Source organism: Bacillus sp. EB106-08-02-XG196 (assembly GCF_013396335.1).
Classification (GTDB): Bacteria; Bacillota; Bacilli; order Bacillales; family Cytobacillaceae; genus Neobacillus.
Map to the genome: position 1 here is coordinate 464,193 of NZ_JABWSY010000001.1, position 24,940 is coordinate 489,132.

25 protein-coding genes and 2 riboswitches are annotated in these 24,940 nt (G+C 40.7%); of the genes, 13 read left to right on the top strand and 12 right to left on the bottom strand.

Annotated elements, in window-relative coordinates; all coding sequences use genetic code 11:
• Nucleotides 1–62: 62 nt before the first annotated feature.
• Nucleotides 63–1,769 (top strand): hypothetical protein, encoded by a 1,707-nt coding sequence (locus MLOOGBEN_RS02210; protein ID WP_179156619.1) that lies wholly within the window; start codon nt 63–65, stop codon nt 1,767–1,769.
• A 178-nt stretch (nt 1,770–1,947) separates the two neighbouring features.
• Here the strand turns inward: MLOOGBEN_RS02210 and MLOOGBEN_RS02215 are convergent, their stop codons facing one another.
• Nucleotides 1,948–2,085 (bottom strand): hypothetical protein, encoded by a 138-nt coding sequence (locus MLOOGBEN_RS02215; RefSeq protein ID WP_179156620.1) that lies wholly within the window; start codon nt 2,083–2,085, stop codon nt 1,948–1,950.
• Nucleotides 2,086–2,124: 39 nt separating this feature from the next.
• The gene (locus MLOOGBEN_RS02220) at nt 2,125–2,802 is read right to left on the bottom strand and encodes a copper homeostasis protein CutC (protein ID WP_179156621.1); all 678 of its coding nucleotides are present in this window, start codon (nt 2,800–2,802) and stop codon (nt 2,125–2,127) included.
• 199 nt (nt 2,803–3,001) lie between these two features.
• On the opposite strand from MLOOGBEN_RS02220, the gene MLOOGBEN_RS02225 reads away from it, so the two are divergent.
• On the top strand, nt 3,002–4,054 hold the full coding sequence (locus MLOOGBEN_RS02225; protein ID WP_179156622.1) for a multicopper oxidase domain-containing protein: 1,053 nt from the start codon (nt 3,002–3,004) through the stop codon (nt 4,052–4,054).
• Nucleotides 4,055–4,339: 285 nt separating this feature from the next.
• On the opposite strand, the gene MLOOGBEN_RS02230 is transcribed toward MLOOGBEN_RS02225, so the two are convergent.
• Nucleotides 4,340–4,510: a hypothetical protein gene (locus tag MLOOGBEN_RS02230; RefSeq protein ID WP_179156623.1), complete on the bottom strand. Its 171-nt coding sequence runs from the start codon at nt 4,508–4,510 to the stop codon at nt 4,340–4,342.
• 46 nt (nt 4,511–4,556) lie between these two features.
• Nucleotides 4,557–4,641, bottom strand: a riboswitch (cyclic di-GMP riboswitch).
• A gap of 204 nt (nt 4,642–4,845) precedes the next feature.
• On the opposite strand from MLOOGBEN_RS02230, the gene MLOOGBEN_RS02235 reads away from it, so the two are divergent.
• Entirely contained in the window at nt 4,846–5,748 is a 903-nt protein-coding gene (locus tag MLOOGBEN_RS02235) for a M15 family metallopeptidase (RefSeq protein ID WP_256988797.1), read from the top strand.
• A 41-nt stretch (nt 5,749–5,789) separates the two neighbouring features.
• On the opposite strand, the gene MLOOGBEN_RS02240 is transcribed toward MLOOGBEN_RS02235, so the two are convergent.
• Together MLOOGBEN_RS02240 and MLOOGBEN_RS02245 are read right to left on the bottom strand one after the other, a co-directional pair.
• A complete protein-coding gene (locus tag MLOOGBEN_RS02240; RefSeq protein WP_179156624.1) occupies nt 5,790–6,974 on the bottom strand; it encodes a toxic anion resistance protein in 1,185 nt (394 codons plus the stop codon).
• Nucleotides 6,971–7,627 (bottom strand): 5-bromo-4-chloroindolyl phosphate hydrolysis family protein, encoded by a 657-nt coding sequence (locus MLOOGBEN_RS02245; protein ID WP_179156625.1) that lies wholly within the window; start codon nt 7,625–7,627, stop codon nt 6,971–6,973. Before MLOOGBEN_RS02245 ends, MLOOGBEN_RS02240 begins: the two co-directional genes overlap by 4 nt.
• 393 nt (nt 7,628–8,020) lie before the next feature.
• Here MLOOGBEN_RS02245 and MLOOGBEN_RS02250 point away from each other — a divergent pair, with 393 nt between their 5' ends.
• From MLOOGBEN_RS02250 to MLOOGBEN_RS02275, 6 genes are all read left to right on the top strand, one after another.
• Nucleotides 8,021–8,548: a hypothetical protein gene (locus MLOOGBEN_RS02250; RefSeq protein ID WP_179156626.1), complete on the top strand. Its 528-nt coding sequence runs from the start codon at nt 8,021–8,023 to the stop codon at nt 8,546–8,548.
• A gap of 206 nt (nt 8,549–8,754) precedes the next feature.
• Nucleotides 8,755–9,567 carry a zinc transporter ZupT gene (gene zupT / locus MLOOGBEN_RS02255; protein ID WP_179156627.1) on the top strand — a complete coding sequence of 271 codons (813 nt, stop codon included), beginning with the start codon at nt 8,755–8,757 and terminating at the stop codon, nt 9,565–9,567.
• A 232-nt stretch (nt 9,568–9,799) separates the two neighbouring features.
• Nucleotides 9,800–11,182, top strand: coding sequence for a S1C family serine protease (locus tag MLOOGBEN_RS02260; RefSeq protein ID WP_179156628.1), 1,383 nt, complete (start codon nt 9,800–9,802; stop codon nt 11,180–11,182).
• Nucleotides 11,183–11,306: 124 nt separating this feature from the next.
• Nucleotides 11,307–11,573, top strand: a complete 267-nt coding sequence (locus MLOOGBEN_RS02265) for a hypothetical protein (RefSeq protein WP_256988798.1) — start codon at nt 11,307–11,309, stop codon at nt 11,571–11,573.
• A gap of 199 nt (nt 11,574–11,772) precedes the next feature.
• A complete protein-coding gene (locus MLOOGBEN_RS02270) occupies nt 11,773–12,339 on the top strand; it encodes a glycerol-3-phosphate acyltransferase (protein ID WP_179156630.1) in 567 nt (188 codons plus the stop codon).
• Nucleotides 12,332–13,939: an aminotransferase class V-fold PLP-dependent enzyme gene (locus MLOOGBEN_RS02275; protein WP_179156631.1), complete on the top strand. Its 1,608-nt coding sequence runs from the start codon at nt 12,332–12,334 to the stop codon at nt 13,937–13,939. Before MLOOGBEN_RS02270 ends, MLOOGBEN_RS02275 begins: the two co-directional genes overlap by 8 nt.
• Before the next feature lie 150 nt (nt 13,940–14,089).
• Here MLOOGBEN_RS02275 and MLOOGBEN_RS02280 read toward each other — a convergent pair whose 3' ends face one another.
• Together MLOOGBEN_RS02280 and MLOOGBEN_RS02285 are read right to left on the bottom strand one after the other, a co-directional pair.
• The gene (locus MLOOGBEN_RS02280) at nt 14,090–15,580 is read right to left on the bottom strand and encodes a YifB family Mg chelatase-like AAA ATPase (RefSeq protein WP_179156632.1); all 1,491 of its coding nucleotides are present in this window, start codon (nt 15,578–15,580) and stop codon (nt 14,090–14,092) included.
• Nucleotides 15,565–16,176 carry a transposase gene (locus MLOOGBEN_RS02285; protein WP_179156633.1) on the bottom strand — a complete coding sequence of 204 codons (612 nt, stop codon included), beginning with the start codon at nt 16,174–16,176 and terminating at the stop codon, nt 15,565–15,567. The genes MLOOGBEN_RS02280 and MLOOGBEN_RS02285 overlap by 16 nt, the downstream gene beginning before the upstream one ends.
• Nucleotides 16,177–16,369: 193 nt before the next feature.
• On the opposite strand from MLOOGBEN_RS02285, the gene MLOOGBEN_RS02290 reads away from it, so the two are divergent.
• From MLOOGBEN_RS02290 to MLOOGBEN_RS02300, 3 genes are all read left to right on the top strand, one after another.
• On the top strand, nt 16,370–16,813 hold the full coding sequence (locus tag MLOOGBEN_RS02290; protein WP_179156634.1) for a helix-turn-helix domain-containing protein: 444 nt from the start codon (nt 16,370–16,372) through the stop codon (nt 16,811–16,813).
• Nucleotides 16,814–16,922: 109 nt separating this feature from the next.
• Nucleotides 16,923–17,372: a DUF6376 family protein gene (locus MLOOGBEN_RS02295; protein WP_179156635.1), complete on the top strand. Its 450-nt coding sequence runs from the start codon at nt 16,923–16,925 to the stop codon at nt 17,370–17,372.
• Nucleotides 17,373–17,402: 30 nt separating this feature from the next.
• Nucleotides 17,403–17,696 carry a DUF3221 domain-containing protein gene (locus tag MLOOGBEN_RS02300; protein WP_179156636.1) on the top strand — a complete coding sequence of 98 codons (294 nt, stop codon included), beginning with the start codon at nt 17,403–17,405 and terminating at the stop codon, nt 17,694–17,696.
• Nucleotides 17,697–17,747: 51 nt separating this feature from the next.
• Here the strand turns inward: MLOOGBEN_RS02300 and MLOOGBEN_RS02305 are convergent, their stop codons facing one another.
• From MLOOGBEN_RS02305 to MLOOGBEN_RS02320, 4 genes are read right to left on the bottom strand one after another with little or no spacing between them, the layout of a single operon-like run.
• Nucleotides 17,748–18,527 carry an energy-coupling factor transporter transmembrane component T family protein gene (locus MLOOGBEN_RS02305; RefSeq protein WP_179156637.1) on the bottom strand — a complete coding sequence of 260 codons (780 nt, stop codon included), beginning with the start codon at nt 18,525–18,527 and terminating at the stop codon, nt 17,748–17,750.
• Nucleotides 18,514–20,130 (bottom strand): ABC transporter ATP-binding protein, encoded by a 1,617-nt coding sequence (locus MLOOGBEN_RS02310; protein WP_179156638.1) that lies wholly within the window; start codon nt 20,128–20,130, stop codon nt 18,514–18,516. The genes MLOOGBEN_RS02305 and MLOOGBEN_RS02310 overlap by 14 nt, the downstream gene beginning before the upstream one ends.
• Nucleotides 20,117–20,698: an ECF transporter S component gene (locus MLOOGBEN_RS02315; RefSeq protein WP_179156639.1), complete on the bottom strand. Its 582-nt coding sequence runs from the start codon at nt 20,696–20,698 to the stop codon at nt 20,117–20,119. The genes MLOOGBEN_RS02310 and MLOOGBEN_RS02315 overlap by 14 nt, the downstream gene beginning before the upstream one ends.
• Nucleotides 20,699–21,301: a YkoF family thiamine/hydroxymethylpyrimidine-binding protein gene (locus tag MLOOGBEN_RS02320; RefSeq protein ID WP_368737752.1), complete on the bottom strand. Its 603-nt coding sequence runs from the start codon at nt 21,299–21,301 to the stop codon at nt 20,699–20,701. It abuts the gene before it with no gap.
• An 84-nt stretch (nt 21,302–21,385) separates the two neighbouring features.
• A riboswitch (TPP riboswitch) is annotated at nt 21,386–21,485 on the bottom strand.
• A gap of 269 nt (nt 21,486–21,754) precedes the next feature.
• Between MLOOGBEN_RS02320 and MLOOGBEN_RS02325 the strand changes: the two genes are divergently transcribed.
• On the top strand, nt 21,755–24,121 hold the full coding sequence (locus tag MLOOGBEN_RS02325; RefSeq protein ID WP_179156641.1) for a penicillin acylase family protein: 2,367 nt from the start codon (nt 21,755–21,757) through the stop codon (nt 24,119–24,121).
• A 55-nt stretch (nt 24,122–24,176) separates the two neighbouring features.
• On the opposite strand, the gene MLOOGBEN_RS02330 is transcribed toward MLOOGBEN_RS02325, so the two are convergent.
• On the bottom strand, nt 24,177–24,893 hold the full coding sequence (locus MLOOGBEN_RS02330; protein WP_179156642.1) for an SGNH/GDSL hydrolase family protein: 717 nt from the start codon (nt 24,891–24,893) through the stop codon (nt 24,177–24,179).
• Between the last annotated feature and the right edge of the window lie 47 nt (nt 24,894–24,940).

Below are 24,940 nucleotides of genomic sequence, written 5' to 3' on the forward strand. Positions count from 1 at the left end.
AAGTTTCAGAACATAAGTAAATTACTATATTAATAGGAGAAACTGTAAGGGAGATAGTCGGATTGAGTAATTTCTATGTGAAAAATAATAAGGAATATGTAATTGAATCTTTTAAAGCTGTCCTTGACTCTAACCAGAATGCCCTTAAGGATGAAGGGCTTGCCTTTATTCTGAACACACTCGAACATTACCAGAATCAATCAGTTTTTCATGCATTATGGAAATTGATTGAGGACCATGAAAGTATCTACAAATATGTACTGGAGTTTATTCATCAACAACAGGACTACAGTAATCTGTTAAAGTTAATTCTTGAAAATAAATTCAACCTCACTCAGGTTGAAGACATTTTATCAGAGATAAATAATCTGCTTGAAACTGCACCCTATTTACGTAAGAACCGTTGTTTTCAGGTACTGGCAATCCAAAAGACAGCAGATGCTGTTGGCAATTCCACCGATCCATATAAAGCGGCCTGTGCGGTACAAGCATTTAACGTAACAAACCTTGAAGTTGATTTTTCAAAAATAAAAGACAAGATGATGGTTTACGCGGAAATTGCGTTAGTAGATGATCTTGAATTACAGAATATGACCCTCAAGGACATCGATGCCTTTGCGCTCCTTTCAACTGGAAAGCTGACTGAGATAGAACTAAAGGATAAAAAAATCATCAGTAAGTACCAGATATTGAAGGTCCTTCATGAACTGTTCACCAAACCTGTCGTTTCTGTGGGAATGATTGTTCAACGTTTGTCACCTGCAAATCGCGAGGAACTTCGTGAAGTATTAAAAAATGTATTGCGGAGTAATCTTTCAGAAAAGTATTTCCAGCATATACTCGCTGCTTTTGATAATGAAGAAGACAGTTATCATTATCCACAGCTTTTTGGATATTTAAGTAAACATGCGGATGATGAGCGAATGTTATCATTTATTAAATGGAGTGCGAGTAACCTTCAGCCTGATCATCATTACCATCGAGCATTGAAGGCCTATTTGAAAACTCATCCAAGGTCGATTTGGAAGAATAAAGATGCTAAAAAAGAACTCCAAATGATTTCAACCGTCAGCTTTAGAAGACTGGTGAAAGAAGTTCAAAATGAAACCGCTAGTCCAGTCGTTAAGTTTTTAAAAAGGTATGGCGGGCATGTATCCATTGTGCTTCTCAGCACCCTTGTTGTTGGAAGCGGGATTTATCTAGGATATGATGTCTTGTTTGACGAAAATGAAAAGACGGCCTTCTCAAAAACAAACAAACCTGCTGTGCCGGTGGAAATGGAAATGAGTGAGAAAACCTCGTTAGAACCATTTAAACGTTGGGACGCTGGTAATCCCTATGTGTTAACTGTAAATGGAGAACAACAGAAAATAACCTTTGGACAGGCAAATCCAACGGGTGGCAAAAGCCTTGTATTAACGGGCGGGCAAAATATCGAGACTCCTTTTGATTTGGTGATGGATTTAGAGGCTTCTCCCTTTGATGAGAAGGGAGTTTTAAAAGAAGGGTTTTCGCTTTACCATACAGAGCATGATTTCGATAAAAACGGCACCCATGAGTTGGTGATTATGGCACTCAGTCAAACCTATGAATCCTTTGTATGGGTGTACAGTCCGATTTCTGAAAATGGAATTGCAGGTCTGCGTTCTGACCTAGCCATAAATGGGATGTCTGATGCGAAATTAGTCGATAATACACTAACACTCCTTGGTGGAGAAGGGCAATCAGAAACGTACGCTTTCGTCAATCAACAATTTGTGAAGAAATAAAGTGCGATAAAGAAACTACAGAGAACTATGTGAAATGTACTAACCTAAAGAAAACCTCAAACTTTATCATAGTTTGAGGTCTTTTTAGGTTCTTTTGTCCGCCTGGGGTGGACAGTGTCCACGGGCGGTGCCTGTCACCAAATGGTTACACCATTTGGTGACAGGTTACCCTATTTCCCTATTTCTCTTCTTTTTCTTCTGCTTCATCTGTTTGGAGGATTTGCTTTAGTTCTCCCTCGTCACCTTTGGCGTTGATGATTTCGAAGATTTGGTTGAGTCCTTGGCTTGTTTGGTCTCTTTCATTTTCTTTTTCCATTGTTTCCTCCAGTTGTACGTTTATTTTTAATATGCCCAGTTATTTCAATGTATGAACGATTTCTACTGCTTTTTCTAGGGAAACACTTTTTAAAATACTATGATCTATTCTTACCGCTGTGCCGAAGTGATAACAATTTGTTCCTACCTGTTTATGTACTTCACGTATATTATCCTTTGACAGCCCGCTGCCAATTAAAATATCCGTTTCCTTACAAATTTCTTTCAATTTCCTCAGGGTATCCAAGCGTGTTGGCCAGTCACCATGACCTCCAGAGGTTAAAATGGTTTTAATTTCTTGATATTGATTTAATTTCTCGGCGTTCTGGACTATATTATTTGAACTGTCAATGGCGCGGTGAAAGGTTACCTCCATGGTACCTATTTCCGTTAGTAACTCTTCAAGCTGCTGGAAGTCAACATTTCCATCACCATCCAGCATTCCTAATACCACTCCATTTGCACCTAAGCTCCGTATAACCCTTATATCATTTTTCATAATCGCAATGTCATCTTCTGAATAACAAAACGATTGACTATGCGGTCTAACCATAACGTTAACGGGAATGGAAACACTATTGACCACATTTTCAATTAACCCATAGCTTGGTGTTATACCTCCCTCGGTTAAACCTGATACCAGTTCAATTCTGTCTGCACCCGATTTTTCAATAAATTTAGCGTCCTCTACCGTAACGGCAATAAATTCAATTAACATTTTTTTCCTCCTTCATATCAATGAGTTTACCAAAGAACTCCTATTAATTACTTAATTAACTTATAAACGTTATTAATTGCTCAACATTTCACAAAGTGTTCAAACAATTCCAAAAAATGAGTGATTCAAATCACTAGGGTATTTCTTACAGAATTTACAATGAAAGTGTAAACATTTTAATCTAAAGGGGTAGAATCAAATGAGAAATTTCTTTAAGTTTGCAAGTGTTATTGTCACTTCTGTAATGGTTTTAAGTGCTTGTAATTCTGCCAAAGTTTCCCTGGATACACAGTCTGTAAAAGTAGCAAAAGCTAATACTGCCTCACAAGTCATTGAACCTCATAAAAATCTCAATCAAAAGCCAATTCCACTCAACATAGAACGTGTCGGTGAACACGAAGTCAATATTGACATGACCGCACAAATTACCGATATTGAAATCACCAAGGGAAATATGTACAAAGCATGGACATTTAATGGTGAAGCCCCAGGACCAGTCATTGTTGTGAATGAAGGCGATACCATTAACTTTACATTAAAAAACATGGATCCGTCCATCCCGCACAGTATGGACTTTCATGCCGTTCATGCCTCCCCATCAAAGGATTTTATAGATATCATGCCAAATGAATCTGGCAGCTTTACCTATCCAGCGAACAATCCTGGAGTTTTCATGTACCACTGTGGTACAAAACCAGTTTTATCCCATATCGCCAATGGAATGCATGGAACCATTATTGTTAAGCCTAAAAACGGCTACCCGACTGATGCTGAAATTGACCGTGAATTTGTCATCGTTCAAAATGAATGGTATAAATACAACGACTTAGAGGATTTTACAAATGGTGTTCCTAGTCAAGTGGTCTTCTCTGCTAAAGCATTAAAAGAAGGCGATTTGAATACAAACGGTACCGTTGGCGCACTAGTCGACACTCCTCTCCTTGCAAAGGTTGGAGACAAGGTCAGGATTTATATTAACAATGTGGGGCCAAATGAAGTCAGCAGCTTTCATGTGGTCGGAACCGTATTTGACAATGTTTATATCGATGGTAATCCATTTAACCTCATGAAAGGTTTGCAAACTGTAATGCTGCCGGCAAGCGGCGGGGCTGTTGTTGAATTCACCGTCACAAAAGAAGGCAGTTATCCCATTGTGACACATCAGTTTAACCATGCAACCAAGGGCGCTGTTGGAATCTTGAAAGTAACAAAAGATGGACTCGAAGATGGAACCCAAGCTATGTCACACTAAACTGACTGTCAAAAAGCATCGGAAATTTCTCCGATGCTTTTTCATATGAAACTTCTAGGCTAGTAGTTATCAACAAAGGTTATAAGAATTGCAAGTTACTGTGGAACTTATCCACAGTTATAGATGTGCTTAAATAGTTTATTTTTGAAATATCCACAAAACACAAATATTTATCCACATTATAAACATACTTATTCACATCTGTTGATTATTTACTCACATTCCTCTACACTCTATCCTCAACTTATCCCCAAAGTAAAAAGCCTGGAAACCCCAGGCTTTGTTCTATATTCTTGCTCCTAATTCAATTGCTTTACTGTTGTGATACAATGACTTCACCTTAAGCTCGCACTTAAGTTCCTCACTTAAACAATCATTTTGCATCATTTCCATATGCCGATACTGAAATACATGATAATAATATTTACCCCATAATACTACATTTTTCAACAACACAAAGAAAACCTCCTCTATTGATTTACATAAACCGCAGAGGATCGTGTTCGGTAACTGGCTGGCATCGTCCTAAAACATTAGCCCCTTTAGTTTTGCGTCACCATTTTTCAATAGTTTTGCCGTTTCGTACGATTTATGTGTTTAATAGAACTATATGATACAACTAAATTATAAAACAGAGTCTTAGGTCCTACTTTAATTCCATATCCAAATTTCCCAATAGGCTACTATTCCTGTTTTATAATAAAGACGTTGTTGGGTGTCGAAAGTTGTAACATAATGTATTATATTGACGTCAAATATGATTAGAAAATCTTTATGTAAGGAGTTAAAATTTGAAAAAATATGTTTTAATGATAGTCAGTATTATCTTGATATCCTCCCTCTTGTCAGGTTGCTCAGAAAAAATACTACATGCGAAAACGAATCCGGAACAATCTGAAGTCTCCCATAAGGTACAACCAGACAACGAAAATAAGGATGTAGAGACAACAGATCAAAGGCAGAATGATGTCAATCAATCTGTGGAAAACTTGAACCCGGAAGAACAGGCAGAAACTCCACTAGTGGATCAATCATCTGGTGAACCGCCAGTTGATCAAACACCAGATTCACCACCAGTAAAAAATAATGATGACAGTGTCCAGGTAATCTCGAATCCAGCAAGTATCCCTGTCCTAGTTAATAAACAAAATAAGCTGCCAGATAGTTATAATCCAACAGATCTTGTTAATACGAAAATTCCCTTTATTTCTGGAGCAACAAATGAAAAGCGCAAAATGCGAAATGTTGCGGCAACAGCCATCAATCAATTATTTTCCGCCGCTAAAGATCAAGGCATTTCCTTATTAGGTGTGTCTGCTTATCGGTCTCATGAAACCCAAACGACATTGTTTAACTATTATGTAACCCGTGACGGTTATAAAAAGGCAAGAAACTATAGTGCATTGCCAGGTACAAGTGAACATGAAACCGGTCTTGCTATTGATGTTACCGGTGGAAATGGAAAGTGTGCAGCAGAAGATTGTTTCGGCGGTACCAAAGAAGCGATTTGGCTTGAAAAGCATGCTGCGGAATACGGGTTTATTATTAGATATCCACAAGGAAAGGATAGCATAACCGGTTATCAATACGAGCCTTGGCACCTTCGTTATGTTGGGAAAACGATTGCCCTTGAAATTATGAACGCCGGTATTACTCTCGAAGAATACTTTAACGAGGTACCTGTTTCTAACTAGCCAAAAGCGTCAAATTCCGTTATTGGAACTTGACGCTTTTCTTATTTGCCCTTGATTTCTAAGAGTTTTAATCTCAAGTCATTTTCCATATTGGCCAGTTCTTGTTCAGCCAAGCGGCGTTTATGACGCCCTTCTTCTTGTATGCGCATCGTTTCTTCTAACGTGGTAATTAAACTTTCCTGAGTCTTTTTAAGGGTCTCGATATCAACAAGACCACGCTCATTTTCTTTCGCTGTTTCAATCGTATTCGTTTTAAGCATTTCTGCATTTTTCAATAACAGCTCATTAGTGGTCTGGGAAACCTTTTTCTGAGCCTCGACTGCATGGCGCTGACGAATAAGGGTTAACGCAATCGCAACTTGGTTTTTCCAAAGCGGAATAGCCGTCATGATCGACGATTGTATTTTTTCCACAAGCGCTTGGTTCGTGTTTTGAATTAGTCGGATTTGCGGAGCACTCTGGATGGTAATCTCACGACTTAATTTCAAATCGTATAAACGTTTGTCCAAGCGGTCTGCAAACTGAATCATATCGTTTACTTCTTGGAATTTCATTTGATCATTTGTTGTCTCTGCTGCCCTCTTCATTTCTGGAATTGTTTTTTGATGCAGCTCCTCCAGCTTAATCTCTCCTGCTGCAATATAAACGTTCAGAGCATGGAAATATTCTTTATTTGTTTCATAAAGTTGCTCGAGCAATTTAATGTCGGACAACAGCACGTTCTTGCTTCGGTCTAGTTTCACACTAATCCGGTCAATTTGTGCCCCTGTCTTTTGATACTTGGACAGTACCTCTTGAAGAGAATTTGAGATTTTCCCAAACATACGGCCGAAAAAGGATGGCTTCCCATCCTTGAGTTCATCCGGATTGACCTCATCAAGGCGCTTCATTAAATCACTGATAATTTCGCCAACCTCACCGATATCCTTTTTCTGTACATGCTCAAGCATCGTATGTGAAAAGCTTAAAAGCTTCCCTTGTGCTTGGGTACCATACGTAATCATCGCCTGATGGTTTTTCGGGTCAATTTGTTCAGCAAGCTGGTAGGCTTTTGCACGGTTTTCTTCCGGAATGACATCAATCAGCTTTGTAGGTTTTGCTTCTTGAAGCTGTGGTGACGGCTGTGCTTGAGGAGCAAGTTCCTGATTTTCACCAAACGGGTTGGCTAGGATATCATCTAATAAATTTCCAGCTTTATTCAATTGCGGTGAGTTATTTTCGCTCATTTTAGCCTCCTGCTTTCATCTATGATTTTAGGATCATTGAGTTTTTTGATGGAATGCTTGGCAACATCAATTTCAAAATTCAAGGAATCTAAATCATCTTCAACTACATGATAGAGATCCTCTTCTAATGCCTTTGTTAGGTCGTTTAAAGTTTGACGTGTCTCGTATAAAGAAACATCAATCTCGTGACTTTTCTTAGGCTGCTGCGCTAAAAACCGATATTTCTCTGTAAGCTCGACAACGGAATCTAAATGGGAAAAGTAAAATTTTTCAGCTTTATAAAAGCGCTTAGGCTCTGCTTGCGTCATGCTTTGTATTTTCCTAGTAATCCGAAGAACTTCAAGTCTCTGTTTTAATGTAGAAAGATCGCGAATGGAAAATAGCGACTTATTTAGACGATTAATTTTTTGCTTGGCTTCATCTAGGTTTTTCTTTATATAACTATATTCTTTTCTGGTGAGCTGTTGTTTTTTTAAAAAACGGGATGTCATGACCCCGGATGTAATCTTGTAAACGATGACTCCGCTTGCTAATGAAATGGCGCTCGACATCAAAAATGTTAAATCGAATGCAAAATAGCTTAAAAACCATACCGTGACGGCCGATGGAACAGTCACAACACTTTGGACCAAAAACGTTAAAAATCGGTTCATCATAATCGACTCCTGACTAAAAAATCCTTTATATTCATACGAATGAACAACAAAAATGTTTCAACATAAACAAAATACCACAAAAGCGGGACTTCCTTCAGTACTTCAACAATACACCATAAAAATCCTGCTTTCCATAGACCACAAACGTAAACAAGACTAAGACCTAAGACGTATTTTTGAATGACAGTTGATAGTTGACAGTGACACATTTTTTGGTGACAGGCACCGCTCGTGGACACTGTCCATCTCAGGCGGACAGTCGCCCACCTCTTTCCTGCTGTTTAATGTTATCTAGGCTTTAGTCCAAGAGGAATACCCAGATATACATAGGATATGAAGGTAACACATGAAATTATTTCAAATTTATAGATAGAGGAGCGCGATGAACAAATGTACCAATCATTTGGAATGCCCTTTGATTATCGATATGGACAACAAGGTGGCCAGCATGGCGGTGGACACCATGGCGGCAGTCACCACGGTGGCGGACATCATGGCGGCGGACATCATGGCGGCGGACACCATGGCGGCAGTCACCACGGTGGCGGACATCATGGCGGCGGACACCATGGCGGCAGTCACCACGGTGGCGGACATCATGGCGGCAGTCACCACGGTGGCGGACATCATGGCGGCGGACATCACGGTGGCGGACACCATGGCGGCTTTAATTTAGGTAATGTAGGTGCTGGACTGCTTGGCCTTGGATTAGGTTATTTAGGTTCAAGTATTGGTGGAGGTTATGGTCCTGGTTATGGACACGGTGGTTATGGTGCAGGATACGGTGCTGGATACGGATATCCTGGAGGTTACCCTGGATATGGACCTGGTGGTTATGGTCCTGGTTATGGCATGTATGGACCGGGATATGGTCCTGGAATGGGTGGCTATGGCGGCGGTTTTGGCCAAGGTTATTAATCTCTTCTATAAAAGATAAAGCGTGAGGTCCTTATGTAAAATACAAGGACCTCACGCTTTTTTTTATTATTAAGTTATTTTTAGTGTTTTTTTGTTTCAGCAGGTGTAAAATGTTTCTCAAAGGAAACATTTCTGTATTCGCACATATATAATACTATTCAAAACTTTCAAATAAAAAATATAAAAATATAAAGGGAGAAGAGACTATGACGGAGAATCTGCTATTAGCGTTTGGCCTGACATTATTTGCTGGCCTTGCAACAGGTATAGGAAGTCTGCTCGCATTTTTCACATCACATACCAATACGAAATTTCTATCTGTTACCCTAGGATTTTCTGCTGGAGTCATGATCTATGTATCCATGGTAGAGATTTTTGTAAAAGCAAAGGTAGCTCTTGTGGATGCCATGGGTGTTGTTCCCGGGAACTGGTTAACGGTTGGTGGATTTTTCGGAGGCATGTTATTGATTGCTGCCATTGACAAATTTATACCAAAGCAATCAAACCCGCATGAATTGAAAACAGTGGAAGATATGAATCAGCCAGGTCCCATTGACGGGAAAAATCCTGACCTTTTAAAAATGGGAACATTTACGGCACTTGCCATAGGTATCCACAACTTTCCTGAAGGAATTGCTACCTTCACTTCGGCTTTACAGGATCCTGCCCTTGGGATCGCCATCGCGGTTGCGATAGCCATCCATAACATCCCAGAGGGTATTGCCGTTTCTGTGCCTGTTTACTTTGCTACAGGCGATAAGAAAAAGGCTTTCAAACTATCATTCTTGTCCGGCCTATCGGAACCAATTGGCGCAATCGTTGCCTATCTATTCTTAATGCCTTTCCTAAACGATGTTATGTTCGGAATCATCTTCGCAGCAGTTGCGGGAATCATGGTGTTCATCTCCCTGGATGAACTATTACCAGCCGCAAAAAGATATGATGAATCACATCTAGCAATCTATGGCCTCATTGCCGGTATGGCCGTCATGGCACTTAGCCTATTACTATTCATCTAAACAACAATTCCAATTAAATGCGGAAAAGCCAGGAAATTTCTGGCTTTTTTTTGTGTTCAATTCAGGAAGGTGTCCGCCTGAAGGTTGGAAGTGTCCACCTTAGGTGGAAAGTGTCCACGAGCGGTGACAGGCACCAGGGTACTTTATTTTTAGGTACAAAGTTTCAAGGTTAATTTAGGGGCATATATTAGATGGAAAATTCCAAAAATTATGGAAGAGGGTGAATTTATTGATGAAAAGGGCCCTTTTTACAATTCCGCTTTGTTTGATACTCATTGGGGTGATGGTTACTTCTTTTGTTCTAATGGGTATTAAGCCAAGCTCTTCGAATATTTCTCAGGCTCAAAAGCTAGCGGAATATACGAAGCCAGCGGTTGTTCGGATTCTAGGCTATTCTGTTGTTGGTTGGCAGTTTAACAATCCAAATGACCCTGAGGTAGAGGCCATACTAAGTCAATTAAACTACCAGTCTGTGGTAGGGGGCTCTGGTTCTGGTGCAATAATCAGCTCTGATGGGTATATTGTCACGAATGCCCATGTTGTTGAAGCAGCTCAGATGGAAGACGAAGATATTGCCAATGCTGCATTTGATCAGCTTGTTACGATTATGGCAGATTATTTTCAGGTAGACTATGAAACAGCGTATGAATATATGTTGACTTATACGCAATACACTGAGATTCAAAGAGTTATTAAAGTCATTTTACCAGGCGGGGACATTCTTGATGGTGAAGTGAAAAGCTATGGTGCACCTGTCAATGAGGGTAAAGATGTAGCGGTACTTAAGATTGAAGGGAAAAACCTTCCTACATTGAAGCTTGGAAATTCTGATAATATCCAAAACCAGGATAACATTTGGGTAAGCGGCTACCCAGCTGCTGCCGATTCTGATTTGCTATCACCTGATTCCTCTCTTGTATCTTCAATGAATGCTGGCCAAATTTCTGCTACTGATAAGAAAACGGAGCAAGGAAGCCCGGTTATTCAAATTAATGCAGCCGCCACACATGGGAATAGCGGCGGGCCAGTTATCAATGAAAAAGGCGAAATCATTGGACTACTCACCTTTAGAGGTGATACTGTTAATGGCCAAGAAGTTCAAGGCTTCAACTTTTCTGTACCGGTGAATACCGTTAAAGAATTTACAAATCAGGCCGGAGCGAAAAATAGTTCAAGCAACACAGATAAACTTTATAAGGAAGGGCTAGAGCTTTATTGGGGCGGCTATTATGATAACGCTCTTGAAAAGTTCGAAGCGGTACAGAGGCTCTATCCAAACCATTCCGAAATCAAAAAACTCATCACGAATTCCGAACAACGAGCTGGTGACAGTAAAACTTTATGGTCCGATTATAAAACCATCTTCTATATCGCAGATGGAGTTGCCGCTTTACTAGTAATACTGCTCTTAGTATTCACCTTTGCCTTTAAACCGAAAAACAGACCTGCACCTGCTGTAGCAGCACCGCAGATACCACCAGCACCACCACATGTACCAGAAAACACCATTCCAGACCTAAACAACGATGGCAAAATTGACGTCCAAGACATCATACTCGCCCTCCAAGAGCAGCAAAAGAAACAACAGAAAAAAGATGAAGAAAACGATAGTTAAAAGACGATGGTTTAAATAAATGTATAAATGGATGTATAAATGAAGGAAAATGAATAAATGGTGACAGGCACCCCCTTCAAATTAAAACGTATAAAAAGCCTTAGGAGATAATATCTATTTATAAATGGAAATTTTTGAGGGGGAATGTCTTCTGAGAGGGATTTTACGTTTGGTTGGTTTCCTCATTTTTGTCTTTGGGGTTTATTTGATTTTTGCTGATCAAGTATTTTTTGGGGTTTTATCGATTATATTAGCCTTTTTAATTTTCCCTAACCGAAGTAATAGCAAAAGCCGCCACTCTCATTACGACAACGACTATAGCAACGATCATTCCTACAGCGCAGACAGCGACTCAGGGGGCGGAGATTCCGGTGGTGGCGGTGGCGACTAATAGAAAAACATCCTCAACTGGAGGATGTTTTTCTATTTAGTAATAGGGAGCACTCACTTTTAATGCTTGGTGGTGGCGATTCTTTTGCTTTTTAAGGTTGTTTTCACAAAGTATATGTGAATAATGTAAGAATCATATTATAATGGTAATGAATTCATTTTTTCCTTTTATAGCCAGAACCCGCAAAGGTTGTGTTCGAATGATTTGGTTATATTTTATTCTTTCTTATTTTATTGGCAGTATCATGTTTGGCTTTCTTATCACGAAGATCATTTATCGTAAGGATATTCGCGTTCAAGGGAGCGGTAATGTCGGTGCAAGAAACGCCGGCCGCCTTCATGGCAAAACGGCTTTTGTATTGATTTTCCTTGGGGATGCACTTAAAGGTGTCCTAGTTATTTTAGCTGCCCGTTACATGCAATTCTCTGAATCTATTCAACTAATAGGGCTGGCCCTTGCCATCTTAGGCCATATAAAGCCGATTACCCTGAAATTTAAGGGTGGCAAAGGGATTTCTACTTTCATTGGTGGAATTATCGCCTTTGAGCCATTGCTTGTTCCAGTAATTATCCTGGGCTTTTGCGTCCTCTATCCTTTTATGAAAAGCTTCACTTTAGCAGGATTAGCGACCTTTCTTTTTATCCCAGTGGTACTTTTTATAAAAAATAATGATTGGCTAAGTTGCATCGTAGCATTAGGTATTATCGGTATGCTTTACGCAGCACATGCAGAAAATCTCAAGGAAAGGCTGAAACCTAATGAGTAAGCACGAGTTCTTTTTCAAAATTGCCACCACTCCAGATGAATTCGAACAAATTCATCGCTTAAACTATCAAACCTTTTCAGAGGAAATTCCACAGCACCCAAAAAATGAGGAACAAAAGTTAGTGGATGCATTCCATACTGAAAATACATATATCATTTGTATTAAAGAAAACGAAGTGATTGGCATGACTGCGATTCGCGATAATCGACCATTTTCACTTGATCGAAAAATCGGTCCAGTTGAACAATCATTATCCTTTCCAGTTAACTCCCCATGTGAAGTCCGATTATTATCTGTCAAAAAAGAATACCGGAATGGCCGAGTATTTTTAGGGCTCGCGCAGTTTCTAATAAAATATTGCATAAAAAAGGGGTACGATATTGCTTTTATCTCCGGAACAGTCCGCCAATTAAAGCTTTACGGTCAATTAGGATTTCAGCCTTTTGCTCAATTAACCGGAAGTGATGAAGCACTCTTTCAGCCTATGTATTTAACAAAGAAAACATTTGATGAATCTATTGCTGGCAGAATTCTGCCGCCGACCATCCCCTTTTTGCCAGGACCGGTTCAAATTTCGAATAAAGTTATGGATGCATTAAGTAAAACCCCAATTTCTCATCGGTCAGACCTGTATAAGGAAAAACTAGAGAAAGCAAAGGGTATTCTTGGTGAATTGGTTAATAGTAAATATGTTCATATTTTCCTAGGCTCTGGAACACTTGCCAATGATGTTGTGGCAGGGCAGTTGTCCTTAGAAACAGGACGGGGGCTAATTTTAGCTAATGGTGAATTTGGCGGTCGTTTAGTAGAACAGGCTAGTAGATTGGGACTGAAGTTCGATGTACTTCAAAAGGTTTGGGGACAGGCTTTCACACGTGATGAAATTATTGCTGAATTATTAGAGGAAACGAGCTGGATCTGGGCCGTTCACAGTGAAACCTCCTCTGGTATGCTCAATGACCTTGGTATGTTGAGGGAGATATCTAAACAGCATCAACTCAAGCTTTGCCTGGATTGTATTAGCTCTTTAGGGGCATTGGAAGTAGATTTAGAGGGAGTATTTTTGGCAACAGGTGTTAGTGGAAAAGCCATCCGCGCACTAACAGGACTTTCGTTCGTTTTCCACCACCACGAGGTGCAGCCATCATTAACACTACCGAAATATCTGGATCTAGGAACCTACATGGCAAAAGAAAGCATCCCGTTTTCGCAGTCATCCAACCTCCTAGAGGCTCTCCTGGCAGCATTAGAAGATATTAATAGCGAAACCTTTGAAAAAGTGGTGGCAACACACTCCTTCTTAAACAATCAGCTTAAACAATTTGGCTTTACCATTATCAGCGAGGAGAACAGCTCACCGATTATTCTCACGATTGAGATACCAAGCTGCATTTCTTCCGTTGTGGTTGGAGATATTCTCTACAATCATGGCTACCAGCTGCACTACGAAAGCGATTATCTACAGCGGAGAAACTGGATTCAGATTGCCTGCATCGACCACTATGCAGCCTCAGATTTGGAAAAAATGGCTCACCTTTTAAATAGAGTAATAACCTATGAACAAAATGCCTTACAACATGCATTAGTAAATGGTCAATAGGATCAGATCGAGTCACTGCCGGATGGGGAATCCTGGCAGTGACCTTTTTATTTTCGATTGTCCGCCTGAGGGGTGGAGGTGTCCACCCTAGGTGGACAGTGTCCACGGGCGGTGCCTGTCACCATTCATCATTCTTTTCACCACTTTTTATCAACGCAGAGTTAAGGCTTCCCGAATGCTTTGATTGGTTATATCGGTTTCCCCCTCAAGGTCGGAAATGGTTCGGGCTAGTCGGATGATTTTTATTTGGGTACGGTTGCTCCAGTTTTTCTTTGAGGCAAGCTGGTGGATTAATTTTTGTTGTTCTTGGGTTATTGGACTTGTTTTTTGCAGTGTGTCATAGCTGACTCTGCTGTTGCATAGTTCTTTACCATACCGCTCGTATTGCCTGGTCCTTGCTGTTTCCACTCTACGTTGAAAGTATTTTGATGACATCTCCCCTTTTTCAGTATCACCTTCTAAATCAACGGGCTTAATTGTGAGATGAATATCAAACCTGTCACGAAGCGGACCAGAAATTCTATTATGGTAAGATAGCGTCTGCCTTGGCGTACATGTACAATAATGTGTATTAGAACCAGCATGCCCACATGGACATGGATTCATGGCAGCAATTAAGATAAAGGATGCAGGATAGGTTAGAGTTGCATGTGTACGACTGATGGTAATCTTGCCATTTTCAAATGGCTGTCGGAGCATATCTAATGTTTTTTTCGAAAATTCAGCAATTTCATCTAGGAATAATACACCTCGATGGGCTAAGGAAATCTCTCCAGGTTTAGGATAAGTCCCGCCGCCAATTATGGAGATTCCTGAAGCAGAATGATGAGGATTTCTGAATGGGGGACAATTTGCATTAGGACAGTTGACTCCACTTAACTGGTGAAGAGCAAGTATTTCTAGTTGTGCTTCCTTGGACAATGGAGGCAAAATGGAAGGAAAGCTCTCTGCCAGCATACTCTTACCACATCCTGGTGGTCCAGTCATCAAGACATGGTGCCCCCCTGCTGCAGCCACTTCTAATGCTCTTTTAGTACCTTTATGTCCGATTATCTGATGGAAATCTATAAAGTTATGATTATTATTTTGTAAATCAATCTCCTCTATTTTTGGAGTAAAATGTGCTCCTGCCCTTCCTTCTAAGTTCTCAATTACTTCTGCCAATGTAGATATATAGAAAATTTCCAGCTCATCGAAATCAAGGACCGGGAGCTTTTGGTCATAAGGCATATAAAGCCTTTTTATACCTAACCTTTTCGCAGCTAGAACAGCAGGGAGCATTCCTTCAACTGGAACAACCGCCCCGTCTAAAGAGAGTGCTCCAATAAACCCCGTGTTTTCCGGTATCGATATGACCAGTTCATTCAGACTTACTAAGACACCAATAGCCATAGGAAGATCAAACATTGGGCCACTTTTCTTTTGTTCAGAGGGTGAAAGATTGATGATTATTTTTTGCCCATTTACGGTATATCCTAATGACCGAAGTGCAGCTAGGATACGTTCTTTGGACTCTTTAACCGCAGCATCAGGCAGACCAACAATTCGTATAGAATCATTTCCTACAAACGTTTTTACTTCAACATTTAACCGATAACCTTCCATCCCTTTTAATCCAATACTCGTTACTTTTGAACACATGGATTTTCCTCTTTTCTAATGATCATCAAAACTTTCCCATTGTCGAGTAAAAATAAATCGGCTAGGGGTGTTTTTATGTATTCCTCATAATGCTTGGACGCGGGGAGAGGAAAATAGGAAAGCAGATGTTTGGTGTCAACAAGCTGGCTAATTTCGCCATAAACATAAACGTTGTAACTGCTCCATGGGTAGTCCTCTAACTCATCTACTAGACCAGCCTTTAGCGGATTCAGATGAATATACTTGCTGACATCGAATTCATAATCAAGGGAATCTAATAATTCGGCTCCATACCGCTTTTCAAATACATGGCCACTGTAGTTATACTTTTTATTGAAATATTTGGCGTATTTTGTATTGAGGTGACTCATAAGAATAGTTGGAGAAGTGTCTGAAGTTTGAATCTGGAGGTGTGTGTGATTGGACATTAAACAGAAGGTGTGGAGCGTAAATGGAAAGCGAACCATTGTTTCTTTTAAAAAGCTAAGATATTTCATTCTGTCTTCGTCATCATAAAAAAGCGTAGATTTCCGATTTCCTCTACTTGTAATATGATACTTTGCACCCGGAAACCAAGCGCGGCGTTTTCGACCCATAGTGGTCACTCCTAATTCGTTGGATTTTGATTGATGAAAAAATGGTGAGCTGAAAAGTGGAGAAAACAGATTACATTAATCTAAACCATTCGACACCATCCTCCAAAATCCCTTCTCAGTAAGCAGAAGAAAGGTCATTCATTTCTAATTAATTGAAATTAGTTATATAATTAACTTGATAGGAGGGAAAAAGATGTATTTAGGAAAATTAGAACATGGTAAAGTAATACGCAGATTAAGAATGGAAAGGCAGCTTTCAATTGAAGATGTTGCAGAACTTATTGACGTAGACGTCAAATTTCTTCGAGCGCTAGAAGAAGAAAAGTACCCAGATATAGAATTTGGAATCTTTTATTATCTTGCTCAGATTTTTGAAATGACATTACCTGAGATATTTATAGAAATCGAAAAGGAAAATTTAGATTATTTTAATAGGATTTCAAAATATCCTCGTGGTAACATTAAATTAACAAAACAGAGAGACAAACAAAGGAATTTTGTTCTACAAAAGAAAGTATCACATAACTTCAAAAATAAACTTCCAAAACATAAACTTAAAAAGAATACAAATACCATTGAATATAAACCAACAACCTCTATTCTGAACCTCTGTTATAAATATGACATATTACCTTAACTAAATACCGCCTCAATTCCAACTGTCCACTTCACACGGACAAATAGGTGAATTTGTCCACGAGTGGTGACAGGCACCATAAAAAGCACCATTAAAAGGAGGTTTTATATTGAAAAAATTATTGATTGTATTGTCTGCCAGCATGTTGTTGCTTCTTGGGGGATGTTCTTTCCTCAATGATGCACAGGATACGATTACTTATATTAATGAAGCAACTGATTATTTATCTGCAGCGACTGATTTTGCTAGTGATGCTCCTGCTCTTGCGCAGCAAGCGGTTGGTGACCTCCAGGCAGCCGAGGATCTCCAGATCATGCTTCAACAAATGCAGGAAACCGTTCAAGCCTTTAGTGAAATTCAAGCACCCGATATTGCGGCTGAGCTTCATCAGCAAATCATTGAACAAAACAGCGTCATTGTAGCTGAAATTGAAACATATTTAAACAATTTCAAGGATGGGCTGCTTGATCCTGCAATACTTGAAAATACTGAGCTGTTTCAATCCGTTCAAGAAATCACCAACATCATTGACCAAATTCAGCAGCTCGGTGGTGAATAGTTTGACTCCAAACTAAGGAGATAGAGCTACATGAAAAAATTCCTTATCTTTTCGTTTGTTTTATTTTCCATCATACTAACAGGCTGCAATGTTAAAGGTGAATACGATATTAAAGGAACGGTTATCGAAGTTGAGAGCAGCAGTATTTTAGTAGAAGATGGAAAGTTGGGGTTAATCTGGCTCTCACTGCCTGATGGAACCGATAGTCAAGACTTCGAAAAGGGTCAAAGTGTTACGGTTTGGACAGATGGAAAAATTCGAGAGTCCTATCCCTTACAAGGCACGGCTTTAACAATTAAGGTCATCAAAAAGAAAACAGGCTGACAGATTCAGCCTGTTTTCTTTTGCTACCGTAATGCCTTAACATTATGGTATTTAAAGTTCTCTATTATAAAACTGTAAATATCCTAGTTTCCAAGAAATAATAGCACTGAGACAAACGGCGCCAATCATGAGAATAAAAAAGAGCCAATCAATACGCGACACCGTAATCTCACGGTAGAATATCCGATTTTTATCTCCAGTGAAGCCTTTTGATTCCATCGCAAGTGCGGTTCGTTCTGCTTTACGAATCGCTCCAGCAAGGAGTGGAATCACGTATCGCTTCAACTGTTTTACTTTTTCCGGTATGGTTCGTGCCCTTGCAACGCCTCTGACTCGATGCGCGTTTTGCAGAGTCTGAAATTCCTCCTTGATTAACGGCAGGAATCGGTATCCGGCCATAATTCCATAAGCGAGCTTTGGCGGCAGTTTACACTGCTGCATTAGGCTTAAGAGAAAGTCGGTTGGCTTTGTCGTTAACGTAAACATGATTGATAACGTGGCAAAGCTTAACACTCTTAAACCAAGCGAAGCTCCTCTCTGAAAGCCTTCTTCTGTCAGTGTCAAGAACCCACATTGCCAAATGACCGAATCGCCTGCTTGCAGCCGTGGGAACAGCATTGTTGTCCATACATATATGAACGCGATAAATAAAAACGGAGCGAATAACAACAGCCATTTTTTAAATGAAACACGGCCGAATAGGAAGGTGACCGTTATGGACCAGAGGATCGTCACAAGCGGTGTAATCGGATCAAAAAACACCGACAAAATAAGAATAGAAATGACAACCGCGAATGCTTTTATACTTGGATTCACCTCATGTAGCAACATGAATCTCTCTCCTTACGATTTCATTTTGGAGCTGTTTCCTAAAAGGCAGCTTTAACCTTGCTCGGTCTACAACTTCATGATTTTCCCACAAGCTCTCAGGTGTCCCGGAGAAGATCAACTCTCCCTCATCCAATACATGTACGGTATCAGCATATTGGTCAACCAGCTCCATATCATGGGTAATCATAAAAACGGCGCCAATCTTTTCATCAAGGACCCTCATGATTTCATATGCGGTGTTGGCATCCTGCCCAAATGTCGGTTCATCCAGGATAAGCAGCTCTTGTTCATGAACGAGCATGGTTGCCACACTCAATCGACGCTTCTGTCCTTGGCTAAGGGAAAAAGGATGGGCATTTGCGTGTTTTTCCAAACCTATTTTTTCAAGGATGGAAAGAGCGGATTTCCGATGCTCCAGACCAAAGGCAATTTCCTCATAAACACTGTCAGTGATAAACTGATGCTCAGGATTTTGAAAAACGTAGCCCAGAAGCTGAAATAAATCCTTTTCCTTCCACTTAGAAAGTGGGACACCAAGAAAATGAATCTCACCTTGTGAAAGTGGAATCAGCCCGGCCAAACATTTTGATAGCGTCGTTTTTCCCGAACCATTGGCGCCAACCAGTGCAGTCAGTTCTCCTTTATGAATCGTCAGACTAACATTTTTCAAGTGTCCGCGAGCAGAAAGACCACTGACCTCAAGGATGGGTTCACTTTTGGACATGATTTTAATTTCTTTTTTTAAAAAAACATCTGGATTCTTCAGCCCTGACAGTAATTCATGATTTCGGAGCGGAAGTCGCTCCCCTTTATACACGCCAGCATTCTTTGCTGTTATGGCTGCCTCTACTACCTTTGGCAGCCAAATGCCTTCCTTTTTTAAAAAAGGAGCAAATTCTCCAAAACATTGTTCAGGCGTGCCATCGAAAAGGATCCTCGCGCTAGAATCTAGGACAAGGCAGCGGTCAATCAGTTCCACCCAATCATCAAGCTTATGTTCAACAACAATCAGAGTAAACGGGCGCTCTTTCTTTAAACGAGCGATGGTCTCTACCAGGTCTGAGCTTGACAGCGGGTCTAGGTTAGCCGTCGGTTCATCAAGGATGATAACCTCAGGCTGGAGAACCAAGACACAAGCAATCGCCAGCTTCTGCTTTTGCCCTCCAGAGAGGGTATGAATGGTGGTCTTTTTTTCAGCCTGCAAGCCGACCCATTCAAGTGCATGATCAATCTTTGCTTCCATCTCTGCCCGTGGTACATGGAAATTCTCCAAGCCAAACGCTACTTCCTCCTCAACGGTCAGCATGCAGAATTGACTTTCTGGATCTTGAAAGACAATTCCTATTTTTTGGTTGAGCTCACCGGGTTTAAAATCATCCAGATTCTTGCCCTCAAAAGTGATGCTCCCCTTTATAACCCCATCCACTGCTTCTGGATATAACTTGTTGAGACAATAGGCTAGCGTACTTTTTCCAGAACCGCTTGGACCTAATAACAGCAGGGATTGATTTTTTTCAATCGAAAAGGTTAGGTCTGTAAAAATATCGCCCTCTTCATAGCTGAATCCCAGTCCCTCTGCCTTAATCTGCTCATACGGTGACATTGCGCTTGTGTTCCTTTCCTAATGGAAAACTGTTTAAGGCTCCTGTTTTAGCAAGACCTTCACTTAAATACTTTCCAAGTAGCCCGGCGAGCAGTGCTCCGCTCACAAGACGGAAAAAGAACATCGCAGTCACATAACCTGGCGACAGAGCGGCATATCCTGAGACATAAAAGCCCCAAGCAAAGCTAAATACGGATGAACCCATCCCTGCTGCCATCAATACCCAGGTCGAATAATTCTTCCACCTTGTTGCGGCAAAGACAGCTTCCGCACCTAAACCTTGAATCATACCGGAGATGATTAATTGCGGTCCAACGGCATTTCCAAGCATGACTTCCACTGTAGCAGCGACTGTTTCTGATAGAAAAGCAGCACCCGGCTTGCGGATGATATAGGCAGCAATAATCGAGACGATAAACCAAATTCCGAAAATAATATCATAGCCAATCAAACCAAACAAGCCGAAAAGGACATTACCAAGTTGGACAAACAGCAGATAAACGACTGCGAAAACTACAGCAAGTACCGATAAAACAATGACTTCACGAAGCTTCCATTTTGCGAGCATTTATTTATCCCCCTTTTTTGAAGGGCTGTTCGCAGACATCACAACCGTCATCACAATATGAGTAGAATCGCTATCGTGCGCACCTTGGAAGGCATCCTCTAACGTTTTAAAAACCTTGTTCGCATCGCCATCAAGTCTTGAGGCATAGTGAACACCTTTTGTAAAAGTTCCTTGGTCTAGAGCAAGTTTACACTGATCCATAATCACATTCATATATGTAGGAATACCCATTGGGTATAGCGCAAATTGAACAGCGACCTCTTGCTGGATCTGCAGCGATTTTTCCTCATTTAATCGATCCGCGTTTTCTGAAAGATAAACATCACCAGCTGAATCACCTGGACAGCCATTCGAAAACGTTGCCTGCAGCACAACATGGTCGCCGTTTTTTGTCGACTCTAGGAAAATAGCTTTCACGACATCAAAAACATGCTCGGACCTGCCTCTTACACATGTACTCACATCGTCCGACTCCATCCAAACCTTTGAAGTATCCACTTCTTCTAATGCTGATAGAATAATATCTACGAAGCTATCAGACATCGGATAAATCGAAAAACGCGCCCCTGTGATTTCACTTGTTCCACAAAAATTAGTCATAATACAATACCCCCATTTAATTTTTGGCAACAAAAAAACTGCATCCCATGGGAATGCAGTCGAATCATATCAATGTTGACCGAACGATAATCTTCTCCTGCACTTCCCCACGCTAGTATTATCTAGATCGGGTCATAAGGGTCGGACAAACGTCCTCTCAGCCAGAAAAGCTCCCCTAGTGCAAAAACCGTATGCAATTTTAAATGTTGGCTTAATCTTATGATAAATTTTCCAACTTGTAAAGGAAGTTGTTTTGCGGTGCCTGTCACCATAGGCGCTGGCTATGGTGACAGGCACCGCTCGTGGACACTGTCCACCTCAGGCGGACACTATCGTATCTTGTTTTTTCTGTCGAAATTCTATATTCATCACAATGAAAACCCTTTCATGAAACTACATTTTTCACATAAAACATGCGTTATAGTGAACATGTATCTATTATTAGGAGGGGTTTTTTTGAAGAGGAATCATTTTTTGTCGGTTTTGTCCACAACTTTTATTGCAGCTAGTTTGCTAGCCGTACCTGCTCCGGGACTGGCAAAGCCCAAGTCTCCGCCGCAAGCATCTGCAGTGGTACAGATTGAATCTACTAAACTATTAATGCACCAAGGCCAAGAGGTTAAAATTGTCAGAGACTCTTTTGGTGTGCCTCACGTTTATTCAGAAACAGATACAGCCTTATTTTTCGGTGCGGGTTATGCAACTGCTGAGGACAGGCTATGGCAGGCAGAACTGTCGCGAATCGTTGCCAGCGGAAGAATGGCGGAGGTATTTGGAGGATCAGCTAATATCGGACAAGATCAGGTAATACGCCGTGACGGATACACAGATGTGGAAGCTCTTGCACAATTTGAACGTCTTCCTAATTATGTAAAGCGTGGATTACAGGGTTATATTGACGGAATCAACCATTACATAGAAACCACACCCGCTGCTGCACTGCCACCAGAATTCCGGGGGCAAAAACCAACAAAATGGACCATTGTCGATTCTCTTAAAGTCCAACAGTTAATGGTGCGGAGATTTGGAGAGAGCGGGGGCGGAGAACTTGGAAAGGCTAATCAATTAATCAAGTTACAGTCGAAATTTGGCCTAGAACAAGGTTTGAAAGCATTCGAAACCATTAATTTAAAGAACGACCCAAGCGCCCCTGTCTCTCTTCACACCACTACAGATAAAGGTGTTAAAAAGGCTAGTAAGCTAGATACAACAAACTTCCCGAACAGTGAGGCAGTGGCGAAGCAACTAGAACAGGAACAGCAAATGAAACTGGATATTGAAAAAGCATTTGGTTTCCCTCACAAAGGGGGCAGTAACGCCTGGGTTGTCAGTCCCTCACGAAGTGCATCAGGCGGTACCCTGTTACTTGGCGGACCACAAATGGGGTATTCTGCTCCACAGATTTCCCACGAAGTAGGCATTCATGGCGCAGGCTACAATTCTGTAGGAATGGCCTTTGCTGGCGCTGGACCAATTCCTTTGATCGGACGTGGGAATGATTATGCCTGGACCACTACAACTGGAATGGGTGACCAAATCGACACCTTTGTTTTAAAAATTAATCCTGCGAATTCTGAACAATATTGGCATAAAGGAAAATGGGTCAATTTTGAAGTTCGGACGGAAACAATAAAAGTTGCTGGTGGAACTGCAATTGACTATCCTATATACCGAAGCATCTACGGTCCTGTAGTTCATAAAGATACTCAAACAGCCTACACCCAGAAACGTGCTCACTGGGGCCAGGAAATCGAAGCGATGATCGGTTTCTACGACTTTAATAAGGCAAGCAATATCAAACAGTTTGAAGAGGCTGCTAAAAATATTCCAACTTCCCATAACTTCTTATACTCTGACAAACAAGGTAACATTGGTTACTGGATTACAGGACAAAATGCATTACGAGCCGAAGGAACAGATAACCGCCTCCCCATGCTCGGGGATGGTTCACAGGACTGGCAGGGAATTGCTCCTTTTGAATCTAATACACAAGCCATTAATCCTGCTCAAGGATATGTTGCCAACTGGAACAATAAGCCTAGTGCCGAATGGGAGTATACCGAGTCTTTATTTGGACCAACCCATCGCGTTGGATTTATCCTTGACCAGCTTGACTCGCTTAAAAAAGTATCATGGTCGGATATGGAGGAAATTAACAAAAGGGCCGGGCACATCGAATTAAATGCCTATTTCTTCAAAGATTTACTTTTATCAAAAATAAACAGCAATCAAACTCTTCCGGAAGGTATTCAGAAGGCAGCAGATCTCGTTGCTGATTGGGATATGTACCAGTGGGACGAGAACGGGGATGAGCTTTATGATGATCCTGGCCTAACAATTTTCCGCAGCTGGTTCAATAGAGTAAAAGCTAGCATTCTAAAAGAATTACAAGGAATCGGCGGGGACTCGAATGATTTACTTTATCATGTCCTTAATACGGATGAGGAAGGTATTCAGAGCAATTACAGTTTCTTAGGTGACCTAGATGTTAATCAAATAGTCCTAGACAGCCTGCAGTTTGCTGTAGATAATCCTTCAGCAGCGAACGCAGGTAAAAACTTGGATGAGTGGCTGACACCCATTTCAAAAATCAATTTCCAACAGCTTGGTGCAAAAGGAGTTGCCCCAATCCCTAATATGAACAGAGGCACATATAACCAAATCATTGAGTTTTCAAAATTCAATACGAACAGTGTTAACATCATGCCTCCTGGTCAAAGCGGCAACCCGTTTTCACCACACTTCGACGACCAAAGATTATTATATGCCAGCTGGGAATATAAACCGATGGTATTAGACATTTTAAAACCGAATAAAAAATAATGCAAAGCCCCCTTCTTAACATCCGAAGGGGGCTTTGTAATTCAATTGTCTATCTTTAATTATTTTTACTCTTATCAATGTATTTCCAAAATTCCTTTGCTACTGCTTGATATCCTTCTAAACTTAGATGAATATCAGCTGGGTTTGGCAGATAAGTGGGGTAGTCCTTTGCTATGATTTTAGCAGTAGGGACAAATGTGTCTCCATTTACAATGGCTGTATGCTCAATGGCACCATTAAAGGTATCTAATATAGGTAATAACACTTCTTGACCTGGCATATATGGCAGGACATTGAAATAACCCATTACATATACTTTCGCATTAGGATTTAAACTATCAATTGTTTTTAAAATGAAATCTATTTTAGCTGCTGTGGTGCCAATGGCAGCTGGGACATCTCCTTTTGTTAAAACCACAGAAAGCAAATCATTTCCGCCAATATCAATGGTAAGGTATTCAGCTTCTTTTATACTTGCTATTACATCTGGATTAGTGAGAACTTGGTTAACCACATCCCCAGATTTATAGCCCCCCACTGCAAAATTGTCAAAGTCAACCGTGTACTGCGATTGTTCAAAACGTTTAGCTAGGTAATCAGGGTATCCAAAATCTTTTTTTCCAAAAGGTGTAGCTCCTGCCGCTAGTGAATCTCCTAACGCAACATAATCAATTACTTTTTTCTCAGGCCCTTTTGCCAACGTGGTAACCGGTAAGGATGCTACTAAAACTCCCACTAACAATAAACTCTTAAACTTCTTACTAATTCCCATACTACCCCTCCGTTCTATATAACGCTCACATAAATCATAACAGAGAG

What these genes read in the sequence shown, in the direction of transcription:
- MLOOGBEN_RS02215 (WP_179156620.1), bottom strand. Translation starts at nt 2,085, where the DNA reads ATGGAAAAAGAAAATGAAAGAGACCAAACAAGCCAAGGACTCAACCAA.
- MLOOGBEN_RS02220 (WP_179156621.1), bottom strand. Translation starts at nt 2,802, where the DNA reads ATGTTAATTGAATTTATTGCCGTTACGGTAGAGGACGCTAAATTTATT.
- MLOOGBEN_RS02225 (WP_179156622.1), top strand. Translation starts at nt 3,002, where the DNA reads ATGAGAAATTTCTTTAAGTTTGCAAGTGTTATTGTCACTTCTGTAATG.
- MLOOGBEN_RS02240 (WP_179156624.1), bottom strand. Translation starts at nt 6,974, where the DNA reads ATGAGCGAAAATAACTCACCGCAATTGAATAAAGCTGGAAATTTATTA.
- MLOOGBEN_RS02245 (WP_179156625.1), bottom strand. Translation starts at nt 7,627, where the DNA reads ATGAACCGATTTTTAACGTTTTTGGTCCAAAGTGTTGTGACTGTTCCA.
- MLOOGBEN_RS02250 (WP_179156626.1), top strand. Translation starts at nt 8,021, where the DNA reads ATGTACCAATCATTTGGAATGCCCTTTGATTATCGATATGGACAACAA.
- zupT (WP_179156627.1), top strand. Translation starts at nt 8,755, where the DNA reads ATGACGGAGAATCTGCTATTAGCGTTTGGCCTGACATTATTTGCTGGC.
- MLOOGBEN_RS02260 (WP_179156628.1), top strand. Translation starts at nt 9,800, where the DNA reads ATGAAAAGGGCCCTTTTTACAATTCCGCTTTGTTTGATACTCATTGGG.
- MLOOGBEN_RS02265 (WP_256988798.1), top strand. Translation starts at nt 11,307, where the DNA reads ATGGAAATTTTTGAGGGGGAATGTCTTCTGAGAGGGATTTTACGTTTG.
- MLOOGBEN_RS02270 (WP_179156630.1), top strand. Translation starts at nt 11,773, where the DNA reads ATGATTTGGTTATATTTTATTCTTTCTTATTTTATTGGCAGTATCATG.
- MLOOGBEN_RS02275 (WP_179156631.1), top strand. Translation starts at nt 12,332, where the DNA reads ATGAGTAAGCACGAGTTCTTTTTCAAAATTGCCACCACTCCAGATGAA.
- MLOOGBEN_RS02280 (WP_179156632.1), bottom strand. Translation starts at nt 15,580, where the DNA reads ATGTGTTCAAAAGTAACGAGTATTGGATTAAAAGGGATGGAAGGTTAT.
- MLOOGBEN_RS02285 (WP_179156633.1), bottom strand. Translation starts at nt 16,176, where the DNA reads ATGGGTCGAAAACGCCGCGCTTGGTTTCCGGGTGCAAAGTATCATATT.
- MLOOGBEN_RS02290 (WP_179156634.1), top strand. Translation starts at nt 16,370, where the DNA reads ATGTATTTAGGAAAATTAGAACATGGTAAAGTAATACGCAGATTAAGA.
- MLOOGBEN_RS02300 (WP_179156636.1), top strand. Translation starts at nt 17,403, where the DNA reads ATGAAAAAATTCCTTATCTTTTCGTTTGTTTTATTTTCCATCATACTA.
- MLOOGBEN_RS02305 (WP_179156637.1), bottom strand. Translation starts at nt 18,527, where the DNA reads ATGTTGCTACATGAGGTGAATCCAAGTATAAAAGCATTCGCGGTTGTC.
- MLOOGBEN_RS02310 (WP_179156638.1), bottom strand. Translation starts at nt 20,130, where the DNA reads ATGTCACCGTATGAGCAGATTAAGGCAGAGGGACTGGGATTCAGCTAT.
- MLOOGBEN_RS02315 (WP_179156639.1), bottom strand. Translation starts at nt 20,698, where the DNA reads ATGCTCGCAAAATGGAAGCTTCGTGAAGTCATTGTTTTATCGGTACTT.
- MLOOGBEN_RS02330 (WP_179156642.1), bottom strand. Translation starts at nt 24,893, where the DNA reads ATGGGAATTAGTAAGAAGTTTAAGAGTTTATTGTTAGTGGGAGTTTTA.